Annotated in this window: 19 protein-coding genes; 13 read left to right on the forward strand and 6 right to left on the reverse strand. The window is 58.9% G+C overall.

The genetic code is table 11. The annotated features are described in order from the left end of the window. A partial coding sequence (locus AC2FJ5_RS19710) for a COG4223 family protein (RefSeq protein ID WP_496794363.1) occupies positions 1 to 1079 on the forward strand: 1079 nt, incomplete at its 5' end. 10 nt (positions 1080 to 1089) lie between these two features. Further along, positions 1090 to 2586 (forward strand): heme biosynthesis protein HemY, encoded by a 1497-nt coding sequence (locus tag AC2FJ5_RS19715; protein ID WP_496693127.1) that lies wholly within the window; start codon positions 1090 to 1092, stop codon positions 2584 to 2586. Here AC2FJ5_RS19715 and AC2FJ5_RS19720 read toward each other — a convergent pair. The 3 genes from AC2FJ5_RS19720 to AC2FJ5_RS19730 are packed head-to-tail and all read right to left on the reverse strand — an operon-like array spanning position 2583 to position 5675. Beyond that, positions 2583 to 3617, reverse strand: a complete 1035-nt coding sequence (locus AC2FJ5_RS19720; RefSeq protein ID WP_496794364.1) for an ABC transporter substrate-binding protein — start codon at positions 3615 to 3617, stop codon at positions 2583 to 2585. The two genes, AC2FJ5_RS19715 and AC2FJ5_RS19720, sit on opposite strands and share 4 nt — an antisense overlap. Next, on the reverse strand, positions 3614 to 5011 hold the full coding sequence (locus tag AC2FJ5_RS19725) for a sensor histidine kinase (RefSeq protein ID WP_496794365.1): 1398 nt from the start codon (positions 5009 to 5011) through the stop codon (positions 3614 to 3616). The genes AC2FJ5_RS19720 and AC2FJ5_RS19725 overlap by 4 nt, the downstream gene beginning before the upstream one ends. Continuing rightward, positions 5004 to 5675, reverse strand: coding sequence for a response regulator transcription factor (locus tag AC2FJ5_RS19730; protein WP_496679327.1), 672 nt, complete (start codon positions 5673 to 5675; stop codon positions 5004 to 5006). Before AC2FJ5_RS19730 ends, AC2FJ5_RS19725 begins: the two co-directional genes overlap by 8 nt. 147 nt (positions 5676 to 5822) lie before the next feature. On the opposite strand from AC2FJ5_RS19730, the gene AC2FJ5_RS19735 reads away from it, so the two are divergent. The 5 genes from AC2FJ5_RS19735 (at position 5823) to AC2FJ5_RS19755 (ending at position 10521) form a co-directional block, all read left to right on the forward strand. After that, positions 5823 to 6791 carry a Bug family tripartite tricarboxylate transporter substrate binding protein gene (locus tag AC2FJ5_RS19735; RefSeq protein ID WP_142637503.1) on the forward strand — a complete coding sequence of 323 codons (969 nt, stop codon included), beginning with the start codon at positions 5823 to 5825 and terminating at the stop codon, positions 6789 to 6791. Positions 6792 to 6877: 86 nt separating this feature from the next. Continuing rightward, on the forward strand, positions 6878 to 7309 hold the full coding sequence (locus AC2FJ5_RS19740) for a tripartite tricarboxylate transporter TctB family protein (protein ID WP_496693124.1): 432 nt from the start codon (positions 6878 to 6880) through the stop codon (positions 7307 to 7309). Positions 7310 to 7319: 10 nt separating this feature from the next. Then, positions 7320 to 8858, forward strand: coding sequence for a tripartite tricarboxylate transporter permease (locus AC2FJ5_RS19745; RefSeq protein WP_142637508.1), 1539 nt, complete (start codon positions 7320 to 7322; stop codon positions 8856 to 8858). A 144-nt stretch (positions 8859 to 9002) separates the two neighbouring features. Continuing rightward, positions 9003 to 9455: an SRPBCC family protein gene (locus tag AC2FJ5_RS19750; protein WP_142637510.1), complete on the forward strand. Its 453-nt coding sequence runs from the start codon at positions 9003 to 9005 to the stop codon at positions 9453 to 9455. A gap of 91 nt (positions 9456 to 9546) precedes the next feature. Then, on the forward strand, positions 9547 to 10521 hold the full coding sequence (locus AC2FJ5_RS19755) for a hypothetical protein (protein WP_496794366.1): 975 nt from the start codon (positions 9547 to 9549) through the stop codon (positions 10519 to 10521). Positions 10522 to 10562: 41 nt separating this feature from the next. Here AC2FJ5_RS19755 and nadC read toward each other — a convergent pair whose 3' ends face one another. Genes nadC through nadA form a run of 3 tightly spaced genes read right to left on the reverse strand, consistent with a single transcriptional unit; the run spans position 10563 to position 14041 of the window. Next, positions 10563 to 11417 (reverse strand): carboxylating nicotinate-nucleotide diphosphorylase, encoded by an 855-nt coding sequence (gene nadC, locus AC2FJ5_RS19760; RefSeq protein WP_496794367.1) that lies wholly within the window; start codon positions 11415 to 11417, stop codon positions 10563 to 10565. Then, complete coding sequence (locus AC2FJ5_RS19765; protein ID WP_496794368.1) at positions 11414 to 12982, reverse strand: L-aspartate oxidase; 1569 nt, start codon at positions 12980 to 12982, stop codon at positions 11414 to 11416. Before AC2FJ5_RS19765 ends, nadC begins: the two co-directional genes overlap by 4 nt. A gap of 6 nt (positions 12983 to 12988) precedes the next feature. Next, positions 12989 to 14041, reverse strand: a complete 1053-nt coding sequence (gene nadA / locus AC2FJ5_RS19770) for a quinolinate synthase NadA (RefSeq protein WP_496679315.1) — start codon at positions 14039 to 14041, stop codon at positions 12989 to 12991. Between the two features lie 575 nt (positions 14042 to 14616). On the opposite strand from nadA, the gene AC2FJ5_RS19775 reads away from it, so the two are divergent. The 6 genes from AC2FJ5_RS19775 (at position 14617) to AC2FJ5_RS19800 (ending at position 21467) form a co-directional block, all read left to right on the forward strand. Next, entirely contained in the window at positions 14617 to 16560 is a 1944-nt protein-coding gene (locus tag AC2FJ5_RS19775) for an AMP-binding protein (protein WP_496679343.1), read from the forward strand. Positions 16561 to 16638: 78 nt separating this feature from the next. Beyond that, positions 16639 to 17457, forward strand: a complete 819-nt coding sequence (locus AC2FJ5_RS19780) for an ABC transporter ATP-binding protein (protein WP_142637523.1) — start codon at positions 16639 to 16641, stop codon at positions 17455 to 17457. A gap of 77 nt (positions 17458 to 17534) precedes the next feature. Continuing rightward, entirely contained in the window at positions 17535 to 18521 is a 987-nt protein-coding gene (locus AC2FJ5_RS19785; RefSeq protein WP_142637525.1) for a branched-chain amino acid ABC transporter permease, read from the forward strand. A gap of 251 nt (positions 18522 to 18772) precedes the next feature. Further along, complete coding sequence (locus AC2FJ5_RS19790) at positions 18773 to 19030, forward strand: hypothetical protein (RefSeq protein WP_496693118.1); 258 nt, start codon at positions 18773 to 18775, stop codon at positions 19028 to 19030. A gap of 3 nt (positions 19031 to 19033) precedes the next feature. After that, the gene (locus AC2FJ5_RS19795) at positions 19034 to 20110 is read left to right on the forward strand and encodes a branched-chain amino acid ABC transporter permease (protein WP_142637529.1); all 1077 of its coding nucleotides are present in this window, start codon (positions 19034 to 19036) and stop codon (positions 20108 to 20110) included. 73 nt (positions 20111 to 20183) lie between these two features. Further along, positions 20184 to 21467, forward strand: coding sequence for an ABC transporter substrate-binding protein (locus tag AC2FJ5_RS19800; RefSeq protein WP_271950686.1), 1284 nt, complete (start codon positions 20184 to 20186; stop codon positions 21465 to 21467). Positions 21468 to 21570 lie beyond the last annotated feature (103 nt).

Genomic DNA, 21570 nt, shown 5'->3' on the forward strand with positions numbered 1-21570 from the left:
AAGCCGAAGCCGAAGCCGAAGCCGAAGCCGAAGCCGAAGCCGAAGCCGAAGCCGAAGCCGAAGCCGAAGCCGAAGCCTCTCTTACGTCGCCTGATCAGACCGTCGCAGAACCGCCGGTCGAAAAACGCGGCGGCTTTATCCCGGCGCTGATTGGCGGTGCGATTGCTGCGGCGGCCGGGTTCGCTCTGGGTCAAAGCGGCGCGTTTTCCTCGGGTGAGTCCGGCGCAATCGCTGCGCTTGAGGCGAAGCTGACCGCACAATCCGATCAGATTTCAACACTGTCGAAGTCTCTGACCGACGGGTCGGACCTGTCCCAGAAGATTGACGCGCTGACCAGCCAAATCAGGCCAATCACCGCTGATCTGGATGGGGTGAAGTCCAGCATATCCGATCTGACCAACAAGGTTGATCCGCTTGCCAGCCGTTTGGCCGAGTTGGAAAGTGGCGCGCTGACGCAGGGCGCTTCACCTGAAACCGGCGCGGCCATCGAGGCCGAGCTGAAAAAACTCCAGGACTCTTTGGCCGCGCAACGGGCCGAGGTGGAAAAGATGGTGTCCGACGCTCAGACGCTCGAGGCCGAGGCTGCAGCAAAATCGCTGGCGGCGACCAATGCAGCCCTTCTGTCACGGGTGCATGAACAGTTGAATACGGGTCAACCTTATGGCGACCTGATTGCAGAACTGAAGGCCGCAGGCGTAACCGTTCCCGAGGCGCTGGCAGCACCGGCGACCGAAGGTGTCGCGACGATTGCAGCACTTCAGGACAGCTTTGCGCCCGCTGCGCGCACGGCGTTGGCCGATGCGCGGGACGCGGACAAGGGCACCGGAATTGTCGCGTTTTTGCAGCGCCAGACAGGTGCACGTTCGGTTACCCCGCAAGAAGGTGACAGCCCCGATGCGGTCCTATCGCGGGCTCAAGCCGCTTTGTCGGGCGGAGATGTCTCTGCTGCCCTGGATGAGCTGAAATCCCTGCCCGATGCAGCCAAAGCTGCATTTGAAGGGTGGGAACAGGCGGCCCAGACGCGGGTTTCTGCTGTGGATTCTGCAAATGCGCTTGCCTCAAGCGCGAACTCGAACTGAGGGGCCTGCTATGCTGTGGTCACTGTTTAAGATCCTTGTTTTTGTTGCGATTGTCGGCTTGCTGGCTCTTGGCGCCGGGTTCCTTATGGAAACCAAAGGCGGGGTGCAGATCACAGCGGGTGGCACGGAATACACGCTTGGTCCGCTTCAATCGGTCATTGCGCTAGGCGTGATGATCATTGCGATCTGGCTGTTCTTCAAGCTGCTGACCCTGCTGATCGCCACGCTGAAATTCCTCAATGGGGATGAAACAGCCCTGTCGCGTTATTTCGACCGCAGCCGGGAACAGCGCGGATATCAGGCATTAACCGATGGGATCATGGCGCTTGCCTCGGGTGAGGGGCGGATCGCGATGAACAAGGCCGCCAAGGCCGAAAAGCTGCTGAACAAACCCGAGCTGACCAACCTGCTGGTGGCCCAGGCCGCCGAGATGAATGGCGATACCCAAAAGGCATCTGAAACCTATAAGAAACTGGTGACGAATAATGCCACGCGTTTTGTGGGGGTGCGCGGTATCATGAAGCAGAAGCTGGCCGAAGGCGATGATGACACCGCCCGGAAGCTGGCCGAAAAGGCATTGGCCATCAAGCCACGCCATCAGGAAACGCAAGATATCCTGCTGGGCCTGCAGACCAAGTCGCAGGATTGGGCTGGGGCGCGATCAACGCTGACCGCCAAGCTGAAATCCGGGCATTTGCCGCGCGATGTGTTCAAGCGCCGCGATGCGGTGCTCGCTTTGTCCGAGGCAAAGGGCATTCTGGACGAAAGTTCGACCGTAGAACAGCAGGAACAGGCAATCGAGGCCAACCGCCTTTCCCCTGATTTGGTGCCTGCCGCAGCGATGGCTGCCCGTGCCTATATCGAAAAAGGCAAGCCGCGTGCCGCAACGAAGATTCTGAAAAAAGCATGGGAGGCACAGCCACATCCCGATCTGGCCCATGCTTTTGCCGATATTGCACCGGATGAATCACCGGCCGAGCGCATCAAACGCTTTGCGACGTTGACCCGCATACACGCGCAGAATCCGGAAACCTGCCTGATTCTGGCCGAGTTGAACATCGTCGCCGAAGATTTCCCCGAAGCCCGCCGCGCGCTGGGGGATGTGGTCGAAAAACAGGCTGATGCCCGCGCCTACACGCTGATGGCAGCGATTGAACGCGGCGAAGGGGCCTCGGATGTGGTTGTGCAGGGCTGGCTGGCAAAGGCGCTGAACGCGCCGCGCGGGCCGCAATGGGTCTGCGACAACTGCCATGACATTCAGCCGGAATGGGGTCCGGTCTGTCAGAACTGCCACAGCTTTGACACGCTCAGCTGGCAAACGCCTCAAACTCCAGAGATCGCCTCAGCCACCGGTGTTCACATGTTGCCATTGATTGTTGGCGCGCTTGAGGACAAGGCCAAGCCCGACATGGAAGAGGTCGACGAGGCCGATGAGCCTGAGGTTATCGAGGCTGAGATCGAACCGGTTCGGCCTGATATCGAACCTGCCATCGACGAAAAGACCTAGCGCGCACTTTCCACGTCGAAGGCGTCGTTCCACAGCTTAAACAGCTCGGCCCGTCGGTTCTGATCTCTGGCTACCAATAGGGCCGGCGATAGGGCGATGAACCTTCGGGCGCTGGGCGTTAACCCCGTATCGGCGGTGTCCATCTGGGCGACGAGACCCGAAGTTGCCAGCAGGGTTTGCGCCTGTGGCGACAGGAGAAAATCCAAGAATTCCGTGGCGGCTTGTTTGTTCCGCGCCTGGCGCGGGATCATCAGGGCACGTGACAGGACCAGAGTATAGTCTTCTGGCAGGATCACCCCAATGCCCGGGGCCTTGGCATTGGCCACATAAGACCCCAAAACGTTATAGGCGATCAAAAAGCGCCCGTTAGCCACATCGCGGATGATTTCCGCAGAACAGCAAGTGGCCACCGCGTCGATACGTGCAAAACCTTCGATCAAAGAGCCGAAAGTCGTGGCCTCAAGGCTGTCTCCATAGGCAAACAGATAACCCAGACCCGAGGCCGCGATGTCATAGGTTGCCACGCGCCCACGCAGTAGATCCGGCTGGGTCCGCATCATGTCCAGCAGGGCGAACCGGCTGCGTGGGACGTTCTGATCCTTTAACAAGGTCTTGTTGTAGACGATGACGGCGGGTTCGGTGGTGATCCCCCACAGCTCATCCCGCCAGCGTCGCGCGGCGGGCAGGGCATTGGTAAGGTCGGATTGAAACCGGTGTCCGCAGGCCGAATTCACCAGCCAGACCATCTGTTGAATCGCGGATGAGAACACGATGTCTGCAGGATTCTCACCTGATTTACAGACCGTGCGGCTGTGTTGGAACAGAGCGTTAGATCCCCATTGTTCATAAGTGACCTGCAGATTGGGGTTCAGCGCCGTAAATCGTTCGAGCACGGGGGCGATGATCGCAATGTCGGTGGTTGACCGGATCAACATCGGATCCTGACCTGCGCCGAATTCTGCGATGGCTTCTTGGGCGCGCGAAAGCGAAGGAATCAAACTTAGCGCTACAAGGGCTAGGGCTCGGATCATGTGCTGCTCTCATCTGTTCTGGCCGGGAAACTCAGCGCAGCGCGAAACCCGGTTTCATCCCGCCCCATCTCAACTCGGCCGTCAAAGGCCTCAGCGGTGGATTTCACGATGGACAGGCCCAGGCCGGTGCTGTCCTCGCCCGAACCGGTGCTGCGATTGAACCGGTCCCCCAGCTGATCGGCGATTATGGTCGCAGGTCCGGGACCCTGATCGCGCACCCACAGAACAGCGCGCGCGCCCTCTTGCGCGGCGCCAATACGGACGGGTGGCAAACCATGACGCAGAGCGTTGCCAAGCAGGTTCTTGGCGGCTTCGCCGATCGAAAAGGCATCGCCATTCACAAGAACTGGCGTATCGCCGATTTCCAGACGCACCTCGATGGTGGGGGCCATCAATTCATGATCGCTGTGTTCCAGCACGTCCAGCGCCACTTCGCGCAGGTCGACGGGCAGCCGCGGGGCGCTGTCGATACGGTGGATCACCATGGCGCGCGACAGCAACTGATCCAGCAGCGTGCCCAGTGACCGGGTGCGCCCCAACAACCGATCCAGCGCGCGCGTGCGGGCTGGAAGGTCGGGATCGTCCTGCGCAATCTCGGCCTGGACCCGGATGGCGGCCACGGGTGTGCGCAGCTGATGAGCGGTGTCGGCAATCAGGTTGCGCATCGTGTCTACCTGCCGGTCCAGCCGCCCCATGAACCGGTTCATTGCGCTTAGCATCACCTGCAATTCGCGTGGCAACCCGTCGCTGGCCATCGGTGTCAGGTCATAAGGATCGCGACGGGTCAGGTCATCGGACAGCGCCTCAAGCGGGCGCAGGGCCGAGCGGGTGACAAACCACGACATGATCAGCAGCAACATCCCGGCCACCGCCATGGGCAGCAAGGCATCGCGCATCAGGCCCACGGTCATGGATTGGCGCGCGCGCAGGGTTTGGCCGACCAGAATTTCCACCTCGCCCGAGAAATCGCGCTCGGCAAACAGGCGGGTAACGCGGACGAAACGGGCGGGTTCCCCGTTCAGATCAGAGGCGAAATAGACCGGCGCAGTGCCAGTCTGTGGCGGCACCTCGATCGCGGTGTCCCGGTCCAGCCCGGTGATGAAGGGGCCATCCGGCACCTGTACCGCATAGAAAATCCGGTCATCCGGCGCCTGTGCCAACAGTTGAAAGGCCGAGACTGGAAGATCGACAAAGGGTTGGCCATCTTGAATGCGAACGGATTCGGCAATGTCACTGGCCGCGCCCAGCAGCAGCCGGTCATAGGCCTGCCGCGCAGCAAGGCGACCATTGGCCCAGATCGACAGACCAACGAGAAACCCGCCCAGAATCAGGATCAAAACCACCGCGCTTAGAACGCGGGCCGTCAGGCTGTGGGGCAGGCGCAGCCTAGTCATTCAGACCGATCCGATACCCCACCCCACGCTGGGTGGTAATGCTGATGGCGCTGCCGGTGAATTTTTTGCGGAGCCGTGCGATATACAGCTCGATCGCGTTTTCCCCCACATCGGCGTCTTCGAACCCGTAAAGCGAGTTATACAGCCGTGATTTCGACAGATACTGACCTTCGTGCCGGATCAGGGCGTCCAGGACCGCCGCCTCGCGCGCGGTTAGGTTCAGGCGTTTACCGTTCAGCGTGGCGCTGCGATCCTTGGCGGCATAGCTCAGCGGACCCAGCGTGATCTGTTCGCTTTTGCGATCGGCATCGCGCCGGACAAGGGCGCGCAACCGCGCCTCAAGCTCGCGCTGGTCAAAAGGCTTGCCCAAATAATCGTCGGCACCTTTGTCCAAAGCGGCGACACGATCTTCGACCGAAGTCAGTGCCGTCAGCATTAGCACTGGGGTGCGGTCGCCGCTGTCTCGGATTTTGCCCAGAAAGTTCAGGCCGGACCCGTCAGGCAGGTTTATATCCAAAAGCATCGCGTCATAGGTTTGAACTGCGCGGAAATCACGCGCGGATTCGACAGTGGTCGCCAGATCGCAGACAACGCCCGACCGCGCCAGATGAGCTATTACGCCTTCGGCCAGATCTACGGCATCCTCGATCATCAATACGCGCATTGTCCCCCCGCGCCCTGCCCTGAATTTCTGTGACAGGTTCGTGACAGCATTATTCTGTAAACAGTACCAGCCCGCAAGGACAGTCCCTTGCGGGAACAGGTTTCGGTTGCAGGACGCAGCCCAAAAAGACCAGAGGAGGAGACACGAATGAAACTGTTTGGAACAAGCGGCGCGATTGCGGCTGCTGTTTTTGCCCTGTCCGGCGTGAGCGCCAGCGCACAGGAATGTATTGCCCCGGCCAACCCCGGCGGCGGTTGGGATTTCACCTGCCGTCAGGTCGGTAAATCTCTGCAGGATCTGGGTCTGATCGACCAGACCATGCAGGTTGTGAACCTGGCCGGCGGCGGTGGCGGTGTTGCCTTTGCCGAGGTCGTCAACAAGCGCGGCGAGGATAATGAGCTGATCGTAGCGGCCAGCGCAGCCACGGCGACCCGCCTGGCGCAGGGCGCCTATCCAGGCAACACCATGGATCAGGTGCGTTGGCTAGCGGCCATCGGTGCGGATTATGGCGTGATCGCCGTTGCAGCCGATAGCGCGGTTAACACGCTGCCCGACCTGTTGGATCAGATCAAATCCGATCCGACGTCTGTGTCCGTGGCGGGCGGTTCCGCCGTGGGCGGTTGGGATCACCTGAAGGTTCTGATCGCGGCCAATGCCTATGGCATCGAGGACGTACGGTCGGTCAAATACATCGCCTTTGATGGCGGCGGCGAAGCTGTGACCCAGCTGTTGGCCGGTTCGGTTCAAGCCTTTACCGGTGACATCTCGGAAGCCAAGGGTTTTGTCGACTCGGGCGATATCAAAGTCATCGCCGTATTGGCGCCTGAACGTCTGCCCGGCGAATTCGCTGATTTCCCGACGGCCAAGGAACAGGGCATTGATGCCATCGGCGCAAACTGGCGCGGGTTCTACGCCCCTGGCGGAATGAGCGATGAGGCCTATGGCGATTGGGTCGGTAAGATCGGTGATCTTTACGCCTCGGATGAATGGAAAGAGGTCATGGCCGCCAATGGTCTGGCCCCGCTGGACCTGCAAGGCGCAGCTTTCCAGGATTTTGTTGCGCAATCCGTGGGTCAGATCCAGACCATCTCGAAAGAGATCGGTATCATCAAATAAGACCAGCACTCACCTGAGAGCGGGGTGTCGCGCCGGGCGCGCGGCACCCCGACCAGGCCCATACTTCCCTTACATAGGAGATACCCATGAGTGATCGCATATTCGGGGTCTTCGGCATTCTTCTTGCCATCGGCTTTGCCCTGTCAGCGCTGGCGATTGAAGAGAGCTTTCTGTCAGACGCGGTTGGCCCCAAGGCCTTTCCACTGATTGTCGCCGCCATCCTTGGCCTGTCCAGCGCGGTCATCGCGTTGCGCCCGGATGCCGAGCCCGAGTGGCCCGCGCTGGGCCGGCTGGTCGAAGTCGGCGCCGCTGTAGTCGTGATGATGTTCTATGCCGAGCTGTTGCCGGTTCTGGGATTTGTAATCTCTACCGCCTTTGCTGCGGCTTACCTGGCCTGGCGGCTGGGATCTGGTCCGATCGAAAGCGTAATGGTCGGAATCGGTACTTCTGTCGGTATCTACGTCATCTTCCATCTGGTTCTGGGCCTGTCACTGGCTCGCGGACCATTGGGTTTCTAAGGGGAACGTCATGGAAACTCTTGCATCCCTTGGCGATGGATTCGCTATCGCGCTAACATGGCAAAACTTGTTGCTGGCCCTGCTGGGTTGTTTTCTGGGCACGATCATGGGCGCGTTGCCCGGTCTGGGCCCGTCGAACGGCGTGGCCATTCTGATTCCTCTTGCGTTCACGCTGGGGCTGGGCGCGACGCCGTCTCTGATCCTGCTGACCAGTGTTTATTATGGGGCAATGTATGGCGGGAGAATCTCGTCGATCTTGCTGAACATCCCTGGGGACGAGCCTGCGATGATGACCTGCTTGGACGGGCATCCGATGGCCAAAAAAGGCCTTGCGGGCGAGGCGCTCTCGCTGTCCGGTATCGCCTCATTCATTGGTGCGTTTCTGGCCACATGGGGCCTGATCTTTCTGGCGCCGCAGCTGGTCAAGATCGCGCTGCTGTTTGGACCGGCTGAGTATTTCGCCCTGTTCGCGCTGGCCTTCATGACGCTGGGCGGCGTGTCCTCGACCAATCAGGCGAAATCGGCTTTTGCCGCTGCGCTGGGCCTTGGGTTGGCGACCATTGGTGTCGATACCCAGACCGGCGTACCGCGGTTCACCTTTGGTGAGGTGCACCTGTATGATGGGCTGGATTTCCTTGTCGCCATTGTCGGCCTGTTTGCCCTGTCCGAAGTGTTCATCTTTCTGGAAAACCGTCATGGCGGGTCGGATGCCGCTGGGCGCAAGTTGAATATCGGGCGGCTTTACCCGCCGATGTCAATGATCAAGCAATGCATGCCGACCATGCTGCGCACCTCATTCCTGGGCTTTCTGGCGGGGGTTCTGCCGGGGGCCGGGGCGTCTTTGGGCTCGTTTATTTCCTATTCGATGGAGAAACGGCTGGTCGACAAGGACAACACATTTGGCACCGGTGATCCGCGTGGCGTCGCCGCGCCCGAGGCCGGCAACAACGCCGCCGCCGGGGGGGCCTTGGTGCCGATGCTGGCGCTGGGCGTGCCGGGGTCAGGGACCACCGCCGTGCTGCTGGCGGTTCTGCTGGCGTTGAATATCACGCCCGGACCGCTGCTGTTCACCCAGAACCCGGATGTGGTCTGGGGCCTGATTGCGGCACTGTTCATTGCCAACTTTATGTTGCTCGCGATGAATATCCCGATGGTGGGCTTGTTCACCCGCGTCCTGATGGTGCCCTCGCGTATCCTGATGCCCGTCGTGGCGATGGTCAGCTTTGTGGGTATTTACGGCATCTCGGGGTCCAGCTTTGATCTGCTGGTGATGATTGGGTTCGGTGTCATGGGCTGGGTTCTGCGCAAGCTGGACGTGCCGCTGGTGCCGATCATTCTGGGCACGCTGCTGGGCAACTCGATGGAGAATAACTTGCGCCGCGCAGTCACCATCGACAATGGCAACTGGTGGACGCTGGTTGACAGCCCGCTGGCCATCGGCTTGTGGTCCATTGCCCTGATCGGATTTGTTCTGCCTCTGATCGTAGGCGCGCGTGTCAAAGCCAAGATGCATCAGCGCCGCGACGAAGAGGGCGCGATCAGCGACTGACCGCATTGGGCGTCACCGCAAACCGGTGGCGCCCGATTAGGTAAGATTTGGGGTCGCGTATCCTGATCTGAAACAAAAAATTGAAACATTTGGCAAAAACCGCGTTATTGATAGGCACAAAGCTGTTGTGCGAAGGATGCCAGAATGGAACTCAGTGACGAAATCCGCATCGCTGCCCCGCGGGACGTGGTGTATGAGGCGCTGAACAACCCCGATATCCTGCAGGAATGTATCCCCGGCTGCGAAGAGCTGACCCAATCTTCGCCGCAAGACCTTGAGGCAAAGGTGGTTCTGAAAATCGGTCCGGTGAAAGCGCGGTTCGCGGGTCAGGTCACGCTGGATAAATCCAAGGCACCGGACGGATTTTCGCTGCAGGGCGAGGGCAAAGGCGGGGCTGCGGGGTTTGCCAAGGGCGGTGCCGATGTGACCCTGACCGAAGACGGGTCCGAGACGGTTCTTGCCTATACTGCTAAGGTGGATGTCGGCGGCAAGATCGCCCAGCTTGGCAGCCGTTTGATTGCCGGGACTGCCAAGAAACTGTCGGGGAAATTCTTTACCCGGCTCGGAGAGATCGTCTCAGAACAATCCGGCAGCTAGCCAGTTTCGCGCATTTCAGTTGACGGCGACCTCATTCGGCGCAATCACAAGAAAAACTGGCGGGCCAAACCCGAAGCAGGAGGCCAGAGTGATGGATTACGCGCAGCTGGAACGTCTTGAGAAGCGGGTTTCACTCAAGCCCAATGACCGACAGGCCATCCGGCAGCTTGTGACGATGCTGGAATACTCCAACCTGCCGAAACAGCATCTGGGCGCCTACAGCAAAGCGCAGCTTGAGGTGACGGGCGGGTTGAAAAAGGGCTGGCAGGCAGCCCTGGTCGACACAGGGCGGCAGACCACCGCCTATTCTGGTTGGATGAAAGCCCTGGACATACAGAATATCCAGTTGGCCGTGCCCATCGCCCAGATCTATGTGGGTCAAACCATCACCATCAATGGCGAGCATGGGAATTGCGGCCAACGCCTGAATTTCTTTGAAGAAACCAAGGTGATTTGTGGCCTGTGCCACGAGTGCTACAAGGTGCAGATCCTGCCAGAGAACCTTGAGGGGATGTTTCAGGTCTATTTCTTGCTGCTCATTCTGCAGCTGCCCAGGGACAATGCCAGAAAAAGCATGATCGAGCTGCGCGAAGCGGTCAAGTTTCCCTATAAGGCGTATATCTATTGTGAGTCGATCGAAGAGGCGAAAGAGTGTCTTGCGATTTTCCGTGCCGCACAGGTGGAATTTGAGATCACCGGGGTTCATTCGAAAATATCCCACGGATGTTCTGAATACAGTATGGAATACCCCGCGTTTAAGTATTCCGAGGATGCTGGGGACAACTTTGAAACACCATCCGATTGGAGCGGGATCGAAGAGGCGTATTTCACGGACATTCCGATGCCTGCCCCGGAAAGACCAAGCAATTCCAAACCGATCCTCAGCTTGCGGGACGTTTTTGCCTTTCGCACATGGGTCAGGTTCGCTGAGCTGATCGGTGATAAATCCTGCGAAAAATATGGAACACGTCTCGGCCCGGAGCTGCCTCAGCCCTTCGTCAAGCGTGTACAGGGGCAGGCGCGGGACCGGCACAGGGAAATGGTGGAGCTTTCTGCACAGGGTTAGCAGCTGTAGCCCATGTGCCAGTGCTGACGCGCGACCGTGGTCTAGACCGGAAAGTCCAATCCCAAATCCACGGTGCGCGCCGAATGGGTCAATGCACCTGAAGAGATATAGTCAACACCCGTTGCCGCGATTGAGGCGATGCGATCCAGCTTTACATTGCCCGAGGCTTCGGTCTTGAGCCTGCCATCCACCATCGCCACCGCCTCGCGCAGCATGTCATTGTCCATATTGTCCAACAGGACGACCGAGGCGCCTCCGACCTCAAGCACTTGGGCCAGTTGGTCCAGGCGATCCACCTCGATCTCGACGGCCATCATGTGGCTGGCATGGGCCTTGGTGGCCTCCAGCACCTGACGCACCCCGCCAGCGGCTGCGATGTGGTTGTCCTTGATCAGGATCGCATCTGACAGAGAGTAACGGTGGTTGAAGCCGCCGCCATGCAGCACGGCCAGTTTTTCAACCAGACGCATTCCAGGGGTTGTTTTGCGGGTGCAGGTGACGCGGGCCTTCGTGCCTTTGGTCTCGGCCACAAAGCCTGCGGTCTTTGTCGCGATCCCGGTCAGACGACCGGCAAAGTTCAGGGCCACCCGTTCGCCCGACAGGATTGAGGCGGCAGATCCCTTGATGGTCATCAGCGTATCGCCTGCCTTACAGGGTTGGCCATCGGCAATATGCGTGGTGATGTCCAAAGAGGGGTCGATCAGGCGAAACGCCAGCGCCGCGACCTGCATGCCGGACACGACCGCATCCTCGCGCGCGTTCAGGCAGGCATCATAGGTGGTATCCGCCGGGATCACCGCGCGGGTGGTGACGTCGCCATAGCTGCCAAGATCTTCCATCAGGGCAATGCGGATCATCGGTTCAAGGACAAGATCGGGAACGGTAGAGAAGCTCATGATTGCTCCTTGCAGGCCTGCGCCCGGATGGCGAGTGCTTGGGAAAAGTACATTTCGGACCTTTTGCCGGGTCCGGCCGAGGGGTCGGGAAAATCGGATCGCTCATGCGCGCCGCGGCTTTCTTCGCGCGCTAAAGCGCCCGCCGCGATCAACGTGGCGGTGGCGCACATGTTCAGGAAAGACGGGTTGTCGCTGTTCGCCGCCTCTAGCCGCGCGATGATGCCAAGCGCTTTGGTCAGGCCCTTGCGATCACGGATAACGCCAACATAGCAGGTCATGGTTTGGCGCAGCTTGGACACGGCTGCAGGGTCAGATGGGGTGCTGCCGTCCTGAAAGTTGATTTCCAGCGGCGGCGTCGCGCTAGGTGTTGGCAGGGTCCGGGCGATGCCTTCCGCGCAGATGCGGGCATAGACCAGCGCTTCAAGCAGACCGTTCGAGGCCAGACGGTTGGCGCCGTGCAACCCGGTCGAGGATGCCTCACCGCAGACCCATAAGCCGTCGATACTGGCGCATCCGCTGGTGTCGGTCGCGATGCCACCCATGTGGTAATGCGCTGCGGGGGCGACGGGGATGGGCTCCTGCGCCGGGTCGATTCCATTGCGGGCGCAATATTCCGCGACCGAGGGGAACTGAGCCTTGATCTCCTCGCCCAGAACCTCGCGCGTGTCCAGCATGGGGCGGTTGCCCGCCTGAACCTGAGCATAGATGGCGCGGGCGACGACGTCGCGCGGGGCAAGCTCGGCATCCGGGTGGATGGCCTGCATGAACCGCGCGCCATGACGGTTGACCAGAATGGCGCCTTCACCGCGCAGCGCTTCGGTTGCCAGCGGCGCAGGGTCTTCGCCGACATCCATGGCGGTGGGGTGAAACTGCACAAATTCGGCATCCGAAATCAGCGCCCCCGCGCGCGCAGCCATACCGATGACCTGCCCACGGATACGCGGCGGGTTGGTGGTCAGCGCATAGAGCCCACCGGACCCGCCCCCGGCCAGCAACACGGCAGCCCCGCGCAGCATCACTGGGGCTGACCCGCCCTTATCCGCACGCTGAATGCTGACGCCGGTAACACGCCCATCCTCGACATCCAGCCCTAGGGCCATGGTGCCCTCCAGCACCTGGATCGAGGGTGTTTCCCGGACCTGCTCGATCAGGGCGGCCATGATCTGTGCGCCTGCCTGATCGCCCTTGACCCGGACGACGCGGGCAAAGCTGTGCGCGGCCTCGCGCGACAGCACGTAATCGCCGCCCGCGGTCCGGTCGAAAGGCGTGCCCAGCGTGGTCAGGTCCAGAATATAGTCGCGCGCCTGACGCGTCACCAATTCGGCCACCTGCGGGTCAACGGTGCCCGCACCGGCATTTACGGTGTCGTCCGCGTGGCTTTCCGGGCTGTCATGGGCGTCCATCGCCGCAGCCACTCCCCCCTGCGCCCAGGCGGAACTGGCACCGTCGCCCAACGCTTCAGGAGAGATCACCACCACCGGATGCGGGGCCAGTTTCAGCGCAGCATACAGCGCGCCCAACCCGGCGCCCACGATGATAACGCGGTCGGTGGTGAGGGTTTCCATCTCGGATCAGAGACCCAGCTTTCGCGACAGATCGATCATCGCCTGCACCGAATGGCGCGCTTTTTCCGCGATCTCGGCGTCAACCTCGACCTGACCTTCCATCGTGTGCAGCACATAGAGGATCTTTTGCAGCGTGATCTTCTTCATGTAGGGGCACATGTTACAGGGGCCGACAAAGTCGACCTCGGGCAGTTCATCGGCGATGTTCGAGGCCATCGAGCATTCGGTGATCAGCATCGCCTTTTCGGGCTTCTCGGTGCTGACATATTTGATGATCCCGCTGGTCGAGCCAGAGAAATCGGCCTCGGCCACCACTTCGGGCGGGCATTCCGGGTGGGCAATCAACCGCGTGCCCGGATTCCATTTGCGAAAATCGCGCAGGTCCTGCGCTGTGTATTGTTCATGCACGATGCACGAGCCCGGCCAGTACACGATGTTCTTGCGGCTTTCATTTGCCACGTTCTGCGCCAGATACTGGTCCGGCGTCATGATGACGGTGTCGGATTCCATCGCATCGACGATCTGAACGGCATTGGACGATGTGCAGCAGATATCGGATGCCGCCTTCACCTCGGCGGTGGTGTTCACATAAGAGACGACCGGCGCGCCGGGATATTTGGCGCGCATCTCGTCAATCCCCTCGGCGGTGATGCTTTCGGCCAGCGAACAACCCGCGGCCATGTCTGGCATCAGCACGGTTTTCTGGGGGCTCAGGATTTTCGAGGTTTCGGCCATGAAATGCACGCCCGCCTGCACGATCACATCGGCTTCGACGTCGCTGGCCTTCATTGCCAGCTGCAAGCTGTCACCCACGAAATCCGACACGCCATGAAAGATTTCAGGCGTCATGTAATTGTGGCCCAGAATGACTGCGTCCCGCTCTTTCTTGAGCGCATTGATCGCCTTGATATAGGGCGCATAGATTGCGAAATCCGGTGGCGCCACCACCCGGTCCATCCGTGCATAGATATCCTGCATATCCGCGACCAATCCGGTCGAAGGTGTCAGGTCATAATGCTGAGAAAGCACATTGGTGATGCTCTGGTGAGTGACATTCATCTCGGCAGTCCTGCCTTGCGTATTGGGGTGGGAAGGGGGTCGGAATTCGTGCTGCCCGACCGTCCAAGAAAACGGTTGATTTCAAAGGCGCACGCCTTTGATCGCACAATTCGAGCGGTTTTGGTCATGCGATCTGGATCATTCCGCATAACCGATGCCTTCGGTCGATACACATGCATAGCAAATCGGCATGAAAAACCGCTCTGAATGTCCTACTCAGTTGCGGGATGCATACGGTGAATTCCGGGCGCGGTAAACATACAAAACCCCAAGCCAATACCGGTATACGTGGATGAATGCGCTTACCTGCTGCAAATTTGCAGTTCGCGGAACAGTTTGTGGTCATCTCGGGCCGGGTCTCTGACGAGGTGTATGGTCCGGGCGGCACGGCCCAACTTGTTACATTTCGTAAGAATTTAGAAAACATCAGGCAAAACTTGACGCTGATCGTGTCGACGTCCCTTATTCGGGGCGTTGGCGTCCGGGCCAGACCCGGACCCGCCATTTCCGGCCCGGGGAGGGGCCGGGTGGGGAGGAGAAAAAGATTGACTCAGACGCAGTCAGGCGCTGAAGGGATGCAGTCTCTTCCGGCGCTGCTACACCGCAATGTGATTCAGTTCGGGGATGCCCCGGCCTATCGCGAAAAGGAATTCGGGATCTGGCAATGCTGGACCTGGGCCGAGGCGGCCAAGGAAATCCGCGCCATTGCGCTGGGGTTTCTTGAGATTGGCGTTGAGAAGGGCGACCATATCGCCGTCATAGGCCGGAACCGCCCGGCGCATTACTGGTCGATGGTTGCGGCCCAAATGGTGGGTGCGATTCCGGTGCCGCTCTATCAGGACGCGGTCGCCGAAGAGATGACATATGTGATGGAACATTGCGGGGCGAAATATGTCGTCTGCGGTGACCAGGAACAGGTCGATAAGGTCATCGAGATTCAGGAAAAAGTTCACCAGATCAAACACATCCTCTACACTGACAAGCGTGGGATGCGGAAATATGATCATTCCCAGATGAACGCGCTGGACGACATCAAGGCCGAAGGCAGCGCAGGTCATGCTCGCTTTGATGCCGAGCTGGACGCGCGTATCGCTGCGATCACCTATGATGACACTTGTGTGATGCTGTATACCTCGGGCACCACAGGCAAGCCGAAAGGCGTGGTGCTGTCGAACCGCAATGTGATCGAAAGCGCCAAGAATTCTGCAGAGTTTGACCACCTGACCCGGAATGAGGACATCCTGTCCTATCTGCCGATGGCTTGGGTGGGTGATTTCATCTTTTCCATTGGTCAGGCCTATTGGTGCGGGTTCTGTGTAAACTGCCCCGAAAGCGCTGACACGATGATAACCGACCTGCGCGAGATCGGTCCGACCTATTTCTTTGCCCCGCCGCGGGTATTTGAAACGCAGCTGACCAACGTCATGATCCGGATGGAAGATGCGGGCAAGCTGAAGCAGCGTATGTTCCACCATTTTATGGCCCATGCCAAAAAGGTGGGTGGGTTACTGCTGGATGGCAAAGCGGTCGGGTTTGGTGATCGGATCAAATACGCGCTGGGCAATCTGCTGGTCTATGGGCCGCTGAAGGATACGCTGGGGTATGGCCGGTTCCGGGTCGGTTATACGGCAGGCGAGGCGATCGGGCCTGAGATTTTCGATTTCTACCGCTCGCTGGGGATTAACCTGAAGCAGCTTTATGGGCAGACCGAGGCGACGGTCTTCATCACCGTGCAGCCCGATGGCGAGGTGCGCGCCGATACGGTTGGTGTGCCCGCGCCAGATGTCGAGCTGAAGATCGCCGAAACGGGCGAGATCTACTATCGCTCGCCAGGTGTGTTTGTCGAATATTACAACAACCCGGACTCGACCGCCTCGACCAAGGATGCCGAGGGTTGGGTGGCCACGGGTGATGCCGGGTTCATTGAGGAAAGCAGCGGTCATCTGCGGATCATCGACCGCGCCAAGGACGTCGGAAAAATGGTCGATGGCTCGATGTTTGCGCCGAAATATGTTGAGAACAAGCTGAAGTTCTATCCCGATATTCTTGAGGTCGTGCTGTTCGGCAATGGCAAGGATCGCTGCGTGGCGTTCATAAATATCGACCTTACCGCCGTGGGGAACTGGGCCGAACGCAACAACGTCGCCTATGGGTCCTATCAGGAACTGACGGCACATCCGCAAGTGTTAGAGACAATCAAGTCCCATGTGGAAGCGGTCAACAAATCGGTCGCCGCCGATGAAATGCTGTCGGGCTGCCAGGTGCATCGCTTTGTGGTGCTGCACAAGGAACTGGATGCGGATGACGGCGAGATGACCCGAACCCGCAAGGTGCGCCGGGGCTTTGTCGAAGAGAAATTCCACGACATCATCACCGCGCTTTATGACGGGTCTTCAAGCGTTTCGACCACGACCGAGGTGACCTATGAGGACGGCCGCAAGGGTTCGATCAGTGCCACACTTGAGATCGTGGATGCGCCGGTTGTAACGGTCGCGCAACACAAGGTAGCGGCGGAATGAAGTCCGGTCCTGCGCCGCTCGACCTATGGTCATCGCCCGCCCGCCATTCCGTGTATTGCGTAAGTCAAGGAGGGGCTGATGTTGGATAGTTCCGAAGGATATGTCACCGAAGACGGCCGCAAGATCGGCGGCGTCGTGATGGAGATGAAGAACATCACTCTGCGCTTTGGCGGTGTGGTGGCGATCAAGGATATCTCGTTCGACATCCGTGAGGGTGAGATCCGCGCCATTATCGGTCCGAACGGGGCGGGTAAGTCCTCGATGCTGAACGTGATCTCGGGGTTCTATGTCCCGCAAGAGGGCGAGGTCTGGTTTCACGGGGCCAAGCGCCCTCCAATGCGGCCCTATGAGGTCGCGCGGCAGGGGATTGCACGAACATTCCAGAACATCGCCCTGTTCGAAGGGATGAGCGTTTTGGACAACGTCATGACCGGGCGCCTGAACTATATGAAGACCAATATCCTGCAGCAGGCTTGGTGGAAGGGTAAGGCCGAGGCCGAAGAGACCGAAAACCGCGAGGCGGTCGAACGGATCATCGACTTTCTCGAAATCCAGCATATCCGCAAGACGCCCGTTTCACGCCTGCCCTACGGCTTGAAAAAGCGGGTCGAACTGGCCCGGGCGCTGGCCGCTGAACCCAAGCTGTTGCTGCTGGATGAGCCGATGGCCGGGATGAATGTTGAAGAGAAAGAGGACATGAGCCGCTTTATCCTCGACGTGAATGATGAATTCGGCACCACCATCGCCCTGATCGAACATGACATGGGCGTGGTGATGGATCTGAGCGATCGTGTGGTCGTGATGGATTACGGCAAGAAGATCGGCGACGGCACGCCTGATGAGGTGCGCAACAATCAGGAAGTCATCGATGCCTATCTGGGGGTGAGCCATGACTGATCTACGGAACGGGCTGAGAAAATTCGACGAATTTTCCGGGATGACGCGCCAGATGAAATCTGTTCGGAGGACATAGGATGCCTGAACAACTCGTATTTGCGATGGAAGTCATCCTCAACGGTCTTATGGCCGGGGTGCTCTATGCGCTGGTCGCGCTGGGCTTTGTGCTGATCTACAAGGCGTCAGGGATTTTCAATTATGCGCAAGGGGTTATGGCCCTGTTTGCCGCGATGACTCTGGTCGGGATCATGAACGGGCAGGTGCCGTTTGCACATCTGATCAATGCGACTTTCGGGACGCATATCCATTACTTTGGCTGGAGTGTCCCTGCGCTGCTGGCGATTATTCTGACTATGGCGGTGATGGTTCTGCTGGCTTGGGCGGTGCAGCGGTTCGTGATGCGCCACCTGGTTGGCCAAGAGCCGATCATCCTGTTCATGGCCACCATCGGGCTGGCCTATTTCCTTGAGGGCGTGGCCGACCTGATGTGGGGGTCCGAGATCAAGACGCTGGATGTAGGCCTGCCGCAGGGCATCAACCTCTGGCTCGATGAAGCGACCTTTAACGTCTTCGGCTATGGGTTCTTCATCGACAATCTGGACATTGTGGCAACGGTAATTGCGGCGCTGCTGGTGGCGGCGCTGGTTGTGTTCAGCCAATATACCAAGCAGGGCCGGGCGATGCGCGCGGTGGCGGATGACCATCAGGCGGCGCTGTCGGTCGGGATTTCGCTGAACTTCATCTGGATCATGGTCTGGTCTGTGGCCGGGTTTGTAGCGCTGGTCGCGGGTATCATGTGGGGCACCAAGTCTGGCGTGCAGTTCTCACTGTCGCTGATCGCGCTCAAAGCGTTGCCGGTGCTGATGCTGGGCGGGTTTACCTCGATCCCCGGAGCCATCGTTGGAGGGTTGATCATCGGTGTGGGTGAGAAACTGTTCGAGTTCGCCATTGGCCCGATGGTTGGCGGTGCGACCGAGAATTGGTTTGCCTACGTGCTTGCGCTGATCTTCCTTGTGTTCCGGCCGCAGGGTCTGTTCGGTGAGAAAATTATCGAGAGAGTATAGATGGATAAGCTGGCACCCCTTTTCAAATCACTCCCCGTTGTATTGCTGGTTTACGGATTTGCTCGGTCGCTGGGTGATTGCTTCGAGATCGGTCTCTCAGGGTCCAGTATGGCGCTGGTGGGTGATACAGAGTGGGAGATGAGAATGCTGCTTTATGTCGGATATCTCAGGGCTCTGGACTCGCTGTTCTTCTACGCGGCCCTAGCTGGTGTCTTACACTGGCTTAACAAACGCCGGTCTGAGGTGAGCGTATGACTAAACTCATCGCCATTCTCAACGTTATCGCATGGGCCGGGTTCTGGGCGTTTGGGTATATCGCCCTGACCTCGGACGATCTGACCGACAGCCAACTGACGATTGCCGCGATCCTGGCTTTTGCCGGGTTGGTCACGGGTGTCATGGCCTACATGAAACTTGTGCGCGCCTCAGAGGCGAGCGGATATGCCAAAGGCTCCAGCCAACTGAACACTGTCGCCCGCGACCGGGCGCAGGAAGAATGGGGAAAGTAAGACATGTTTTATCGCGAGGCCGGAGATTTCAAAACCTCTTACGTGGAAGACAGCCAGACCTTTCCGATCAAATTTGACCGGTATCGGTACTATGTGGTGCTGGCAGTGGCATTTGGGATCATTCCATTCATCATCAATGACTACTGGGCGAACGCGCTGTTGCTTCCGTTTCTGATCTATGCGATCGCCGCCATCGGATTGAATGTATTGGTTGGCTATTGCGGGCAGGTGTCGCTGGGTACCGGTGGGTTCATGGCTGTAGGAGCCTATGCCTGCTACAAGCTGATGACGGCCTTTCCCGAAGTCAGCATGTTCATCCATGTCATCCTTGCGGGCGGGATCACCGCCATTGTCGGTGTTCTGTTTGGATTGCCTTCGCTTCGGATCAAAGGGTTCTATTTGGCCGTGGCCACGCTTGCGGCGCAGTTCTTTCTGGTGTGGCTGTTCAACCGTGTGCCGTGGTTCTACAACTACTCGGCATCTGGGCAGATCAACGCGCCCGAGCGGGATGTGTTCGGCATCATCATCACAGGCCCGAATGCTCCGGCCTGGGCAACCTATCTGTTCTGCCTGATCTTCCTGACATTCTGCGCCATCATTGCACGGAACCTGACTCGGGGAACGACTGGCAGGACATGGATGGCAATCCGCGACATGGATATCGCGGCCGAGATCATCGGGGTAAACCCGCTCAAGGCAAAACTGACCGCCTTTGCTGTCAGCTCATTTTTTGTGGGTATCGCGGGGGCGCTATTCTTTGCGGTCTATCTGGGCGCGGTTGAGGTTGGCGAAGTCTTTGGCATCCAGAAATCGTTCCTGGTCCTATTCATGGTCATTATCGGCGGATTAGGGTCTATCTTCGGCTCCTTCGCCGGGGCAGCATTCTTGGTATTGTTGCCGGTTGTTTTGAAGGTGGTCGGTGTCGATCTATTGGGCTGGCCCACTGATATCGTTGCGCATCTCAATCTGGTGATCGTCGGCGCACTCATCATCATGTTCTTGATTCTGGAACCGCATGGGCTGGCGCAGCTTTGGCGTGTGGCGAAAGAGAAACTCAGACTCTGGCCGTTTCCGCACTGACGGGCAGGCCCAAAGACAAGACGGGTGCAAAGCCCGAATTCAACATCGGACCAATCAAGGGAGGAGACACCCGATGAAGACGAAACTGGCAACCCTGGCGCTGGGCGCCATGATGGCCGCAGGTCCGGCCATGGCCGACCTTGTGTTCCCGTCGCTCAGCTATCGAACGGGACCATATGCGGCAGGCGGTATCCCGTTTGCTGACGGCTATGCCGATTATTTTACACTGCTCAACGAGCGTGATGGCGGCATCGGAGGTGTTTCGGCCAATGTGATCGAATGCGAAACCGGCTATAACACCGAAAAAGGCGTGGAATGCTATGAATCCACAAAGGGCGAAGGCGCCTTGGTATATCAGCCATTGTCGACCGGCATTACATACCAGCTGATCCCAAAAGTGACTGCAGATGGCATTCCGCTGCACACGATGGGCTATGGCCGGACCTCTGCTGCGAACGGCAAGGTATTCAGCCACGTGTTCAACTATCCGGCCAACTACTGGAACGGAGCGTCGGGCGCGATCAACTATCTGCTGAGCGAAAACGATGGTGACCTGAACGGTAAGAAAATCGCACTGGTCTATCACAACTCGGCCTATGGCAAGGAACCGATCCGCACGCTGGAGACTCTGGCTGAAAAGCACGGGTACGACCTGACGCTGCTGCCTGTTGACCACCCCGGTCAGGAACAGAAATCGCAGTGGCTGCAAATTCGCCGCGAAAAGCCTGATTATGTAATCATGTGGGGCTGGGGCGTGATGAACCAGGTCGCGGTGCAGGAAGCTGCGAACATCCGCTTCCCGATGGAAAACTTCATCGGAGTCTGGTGGTCTGGCGCTGAATTTGACGTGCAGCCCGCGGGCGACAAGGCAAACGGCTATAAGGCACTGACCTTTACCGGGCTGGGCATGGACTATCCGGTCTATGACGATCTGCAGAAATACGTGGTGGATGCAGGCAAAGCGGCGGGTGCGGGCGATCAGCTTGGCTCGGTTCAGTATAACCGCGGTCTCTATGCCGCCATGCTGGCCGCTGAAGCTGTGAAGACTGCGCAGGGAATCCACAATACCGCTGATATCGACGCATCCATGATGCGCGATGGTATGGAGGCGCTGGAAATGACCAACGCCAAGATGGAAGCGCTGGGCATGACCGGTTTCGGGCCTGAATTCTCGGTCTCGTGCGAAAATCACGGCGGACCCGGCCTTGTCGGCGTTGTGCAGTGGGATGCTGCGGCCGGAACCTGGAACCCGGTTCAGGACTTCCAGCCGACCGATGCAGATGTGATCAACACGTTGATCGAAGAAGATTCTGCAGCCTATGCAGCGGAAAACAACATCACACCTGGGTGTGAATAAGTGGCTGGCCCCGGTCTTGATCCGGGGCCGCGAAACTGACCAGAGCGGCGGGTAGCCGCCGCTCTATCCCAACGGTCCCTCTCGGGACAGGCATGAGGACACG

This window comes from Ruegeria sp. CDSA221 (assembly GCF_059611825.1).

What these genes read in the sequence shown, in the direction of transcription:
- AC2FJ5_RS19725 (WP_496794365.1), bottom strand. Translation starts at nt 5,011, where the DNA reads ATGACTAGGCTGCGCCTGCCCCACAGCCTGACGGCCCGCGTTCTAAGC.
- AC2FJ5_RS19750 (WP_142637510.1), top strand. Translation starts at nt 9,003, where the DNA reads ATGGAACTCAGTGACGAAATCCGCATCGCTGCCCCGCGGGACGTGGTG.
- AC2FJ5_RS19715 (WP_496693127.1), top strand. Translation starts at nt 1,090, where the DNA reads ATGCTGTGGTCACTGTTTAAGATCCTTGTTTTTGTTGCGATTGTCGGC.
- AC2FJ5_RS19730 (WP_496679327.1), bottom strand. Translation starts at nt 5,675, where the DNA reads ATGCGCGTATTGATGATCGAGGATGCCGTAGATCTGGCCGAAGGCGTA.
- AC2FJ5_RS19745 (WP_142637508.1), top strand. Translation starts at nt 7,320, where the DNA reads ATGGAAACTCTTGCATCCCTTGGCGATGGATTCGCTATCGCGCTAACA.
- AC2FJ5_RS19755 (WP_496794366.1), top strand. Translation starts at nt 9,547, where the DNA reads ATGGATTACGCGCAGCTGGAACGTCTTGAGAAGCGGGTTTCACTCAAG.
- AC2FJ5_RS19795 (WP_142637529.1), top strand. Translation starts at nt 19,034, where the DNA reads ATGTTTTATCGCGAGGCCGGAGATTTCAAAACCTCTTACGTGGAAGAC.
- AC2FJ5_RS19765 (WP_496794368.1), bottom strand. Translation starts at nt 12,982, where the DNA reads ATGGAAACCCTCACCACCGACCGCGTTATCATCGTGGGCGCCGGGTTG.
- AC2FJ5_RS19800 (WP_271950686.1), top strand. Translation starts at nt 20,184, where the DNA reads ATGAAGACGAAACTGGCAACCCTGGCGCTGGGCGCCATGATGGCCGCA.
- AC2FJ5_RS19785 (WP_142637525.1), top strand. Translation starts at nt 17,535, where the DNA reads ATGCCTGAACAACTCGTATTTGCGATGGAAGTCATCCTCAACGGTCTT.
- AC2FJ5_RS19775 (WP_496679343.1), top strand. Translation starts at nt 14,617, where the DNA reads ATGCAGTCTCTTCCGGCGCTGCTACACCGCAATGTGATTCAGTTCGGG.
- nadC (WP_496794367.1), bottom strand. Translation starts at nt 11,417, where the DNA reads ATGAGCTTCTCTACCGTTCCCGATCTTGTCCTTGAACCGATGATCCGC.
- AC2FJ5_RS19720 (WP_496794364.1), bottom strand. Translation starts at nt 3,617, where the DNA reads ATGATCCGAGCCCTAGCCCTTGTAGCGCTAAGTTTGATTCCTTCGCTT.
- AC2FJ5_RS19740 (WP_496693124.1), top strand. Translation starts at nt 6,878, where the DNA reads ATGAGTGATCGCATATTCGGGGTCTTCGGCATTCTTCTTGCCATCGGC.
- AC2FJ5_RS19735 (WP_142637503.1), top strand. Translation starts at nt 5,823, where the DNA reads ATGAAACTGTTTGGAACAAGCGGCGCGATTGCGGCTGCTGTTTTTGCC.
- AC2FJ5_RS19790 (WP_496693118.1), top strand. Translation starts at nt 18,773, where the DNA reads ATGACTAAACTCATCGCCATTCTCAACGTTATCGCATGGGCCGGGTTC.
- nadA (WP_496679315.1), bottom strand. Translation starts at nt 14,041, where the DNA reads ATGAATGTCACTCACCAGAGCATCACCAATGTGCTTTCTCAGCATTAT.
- AC2FJ5_RS19780 (WP_142637523.1), top strand. Translation starts at nt 16,639, where the DNA reads ATGTTGGATAGTTCCGAAGGATATGTCACCGAAGACGGCCGCAAGATC.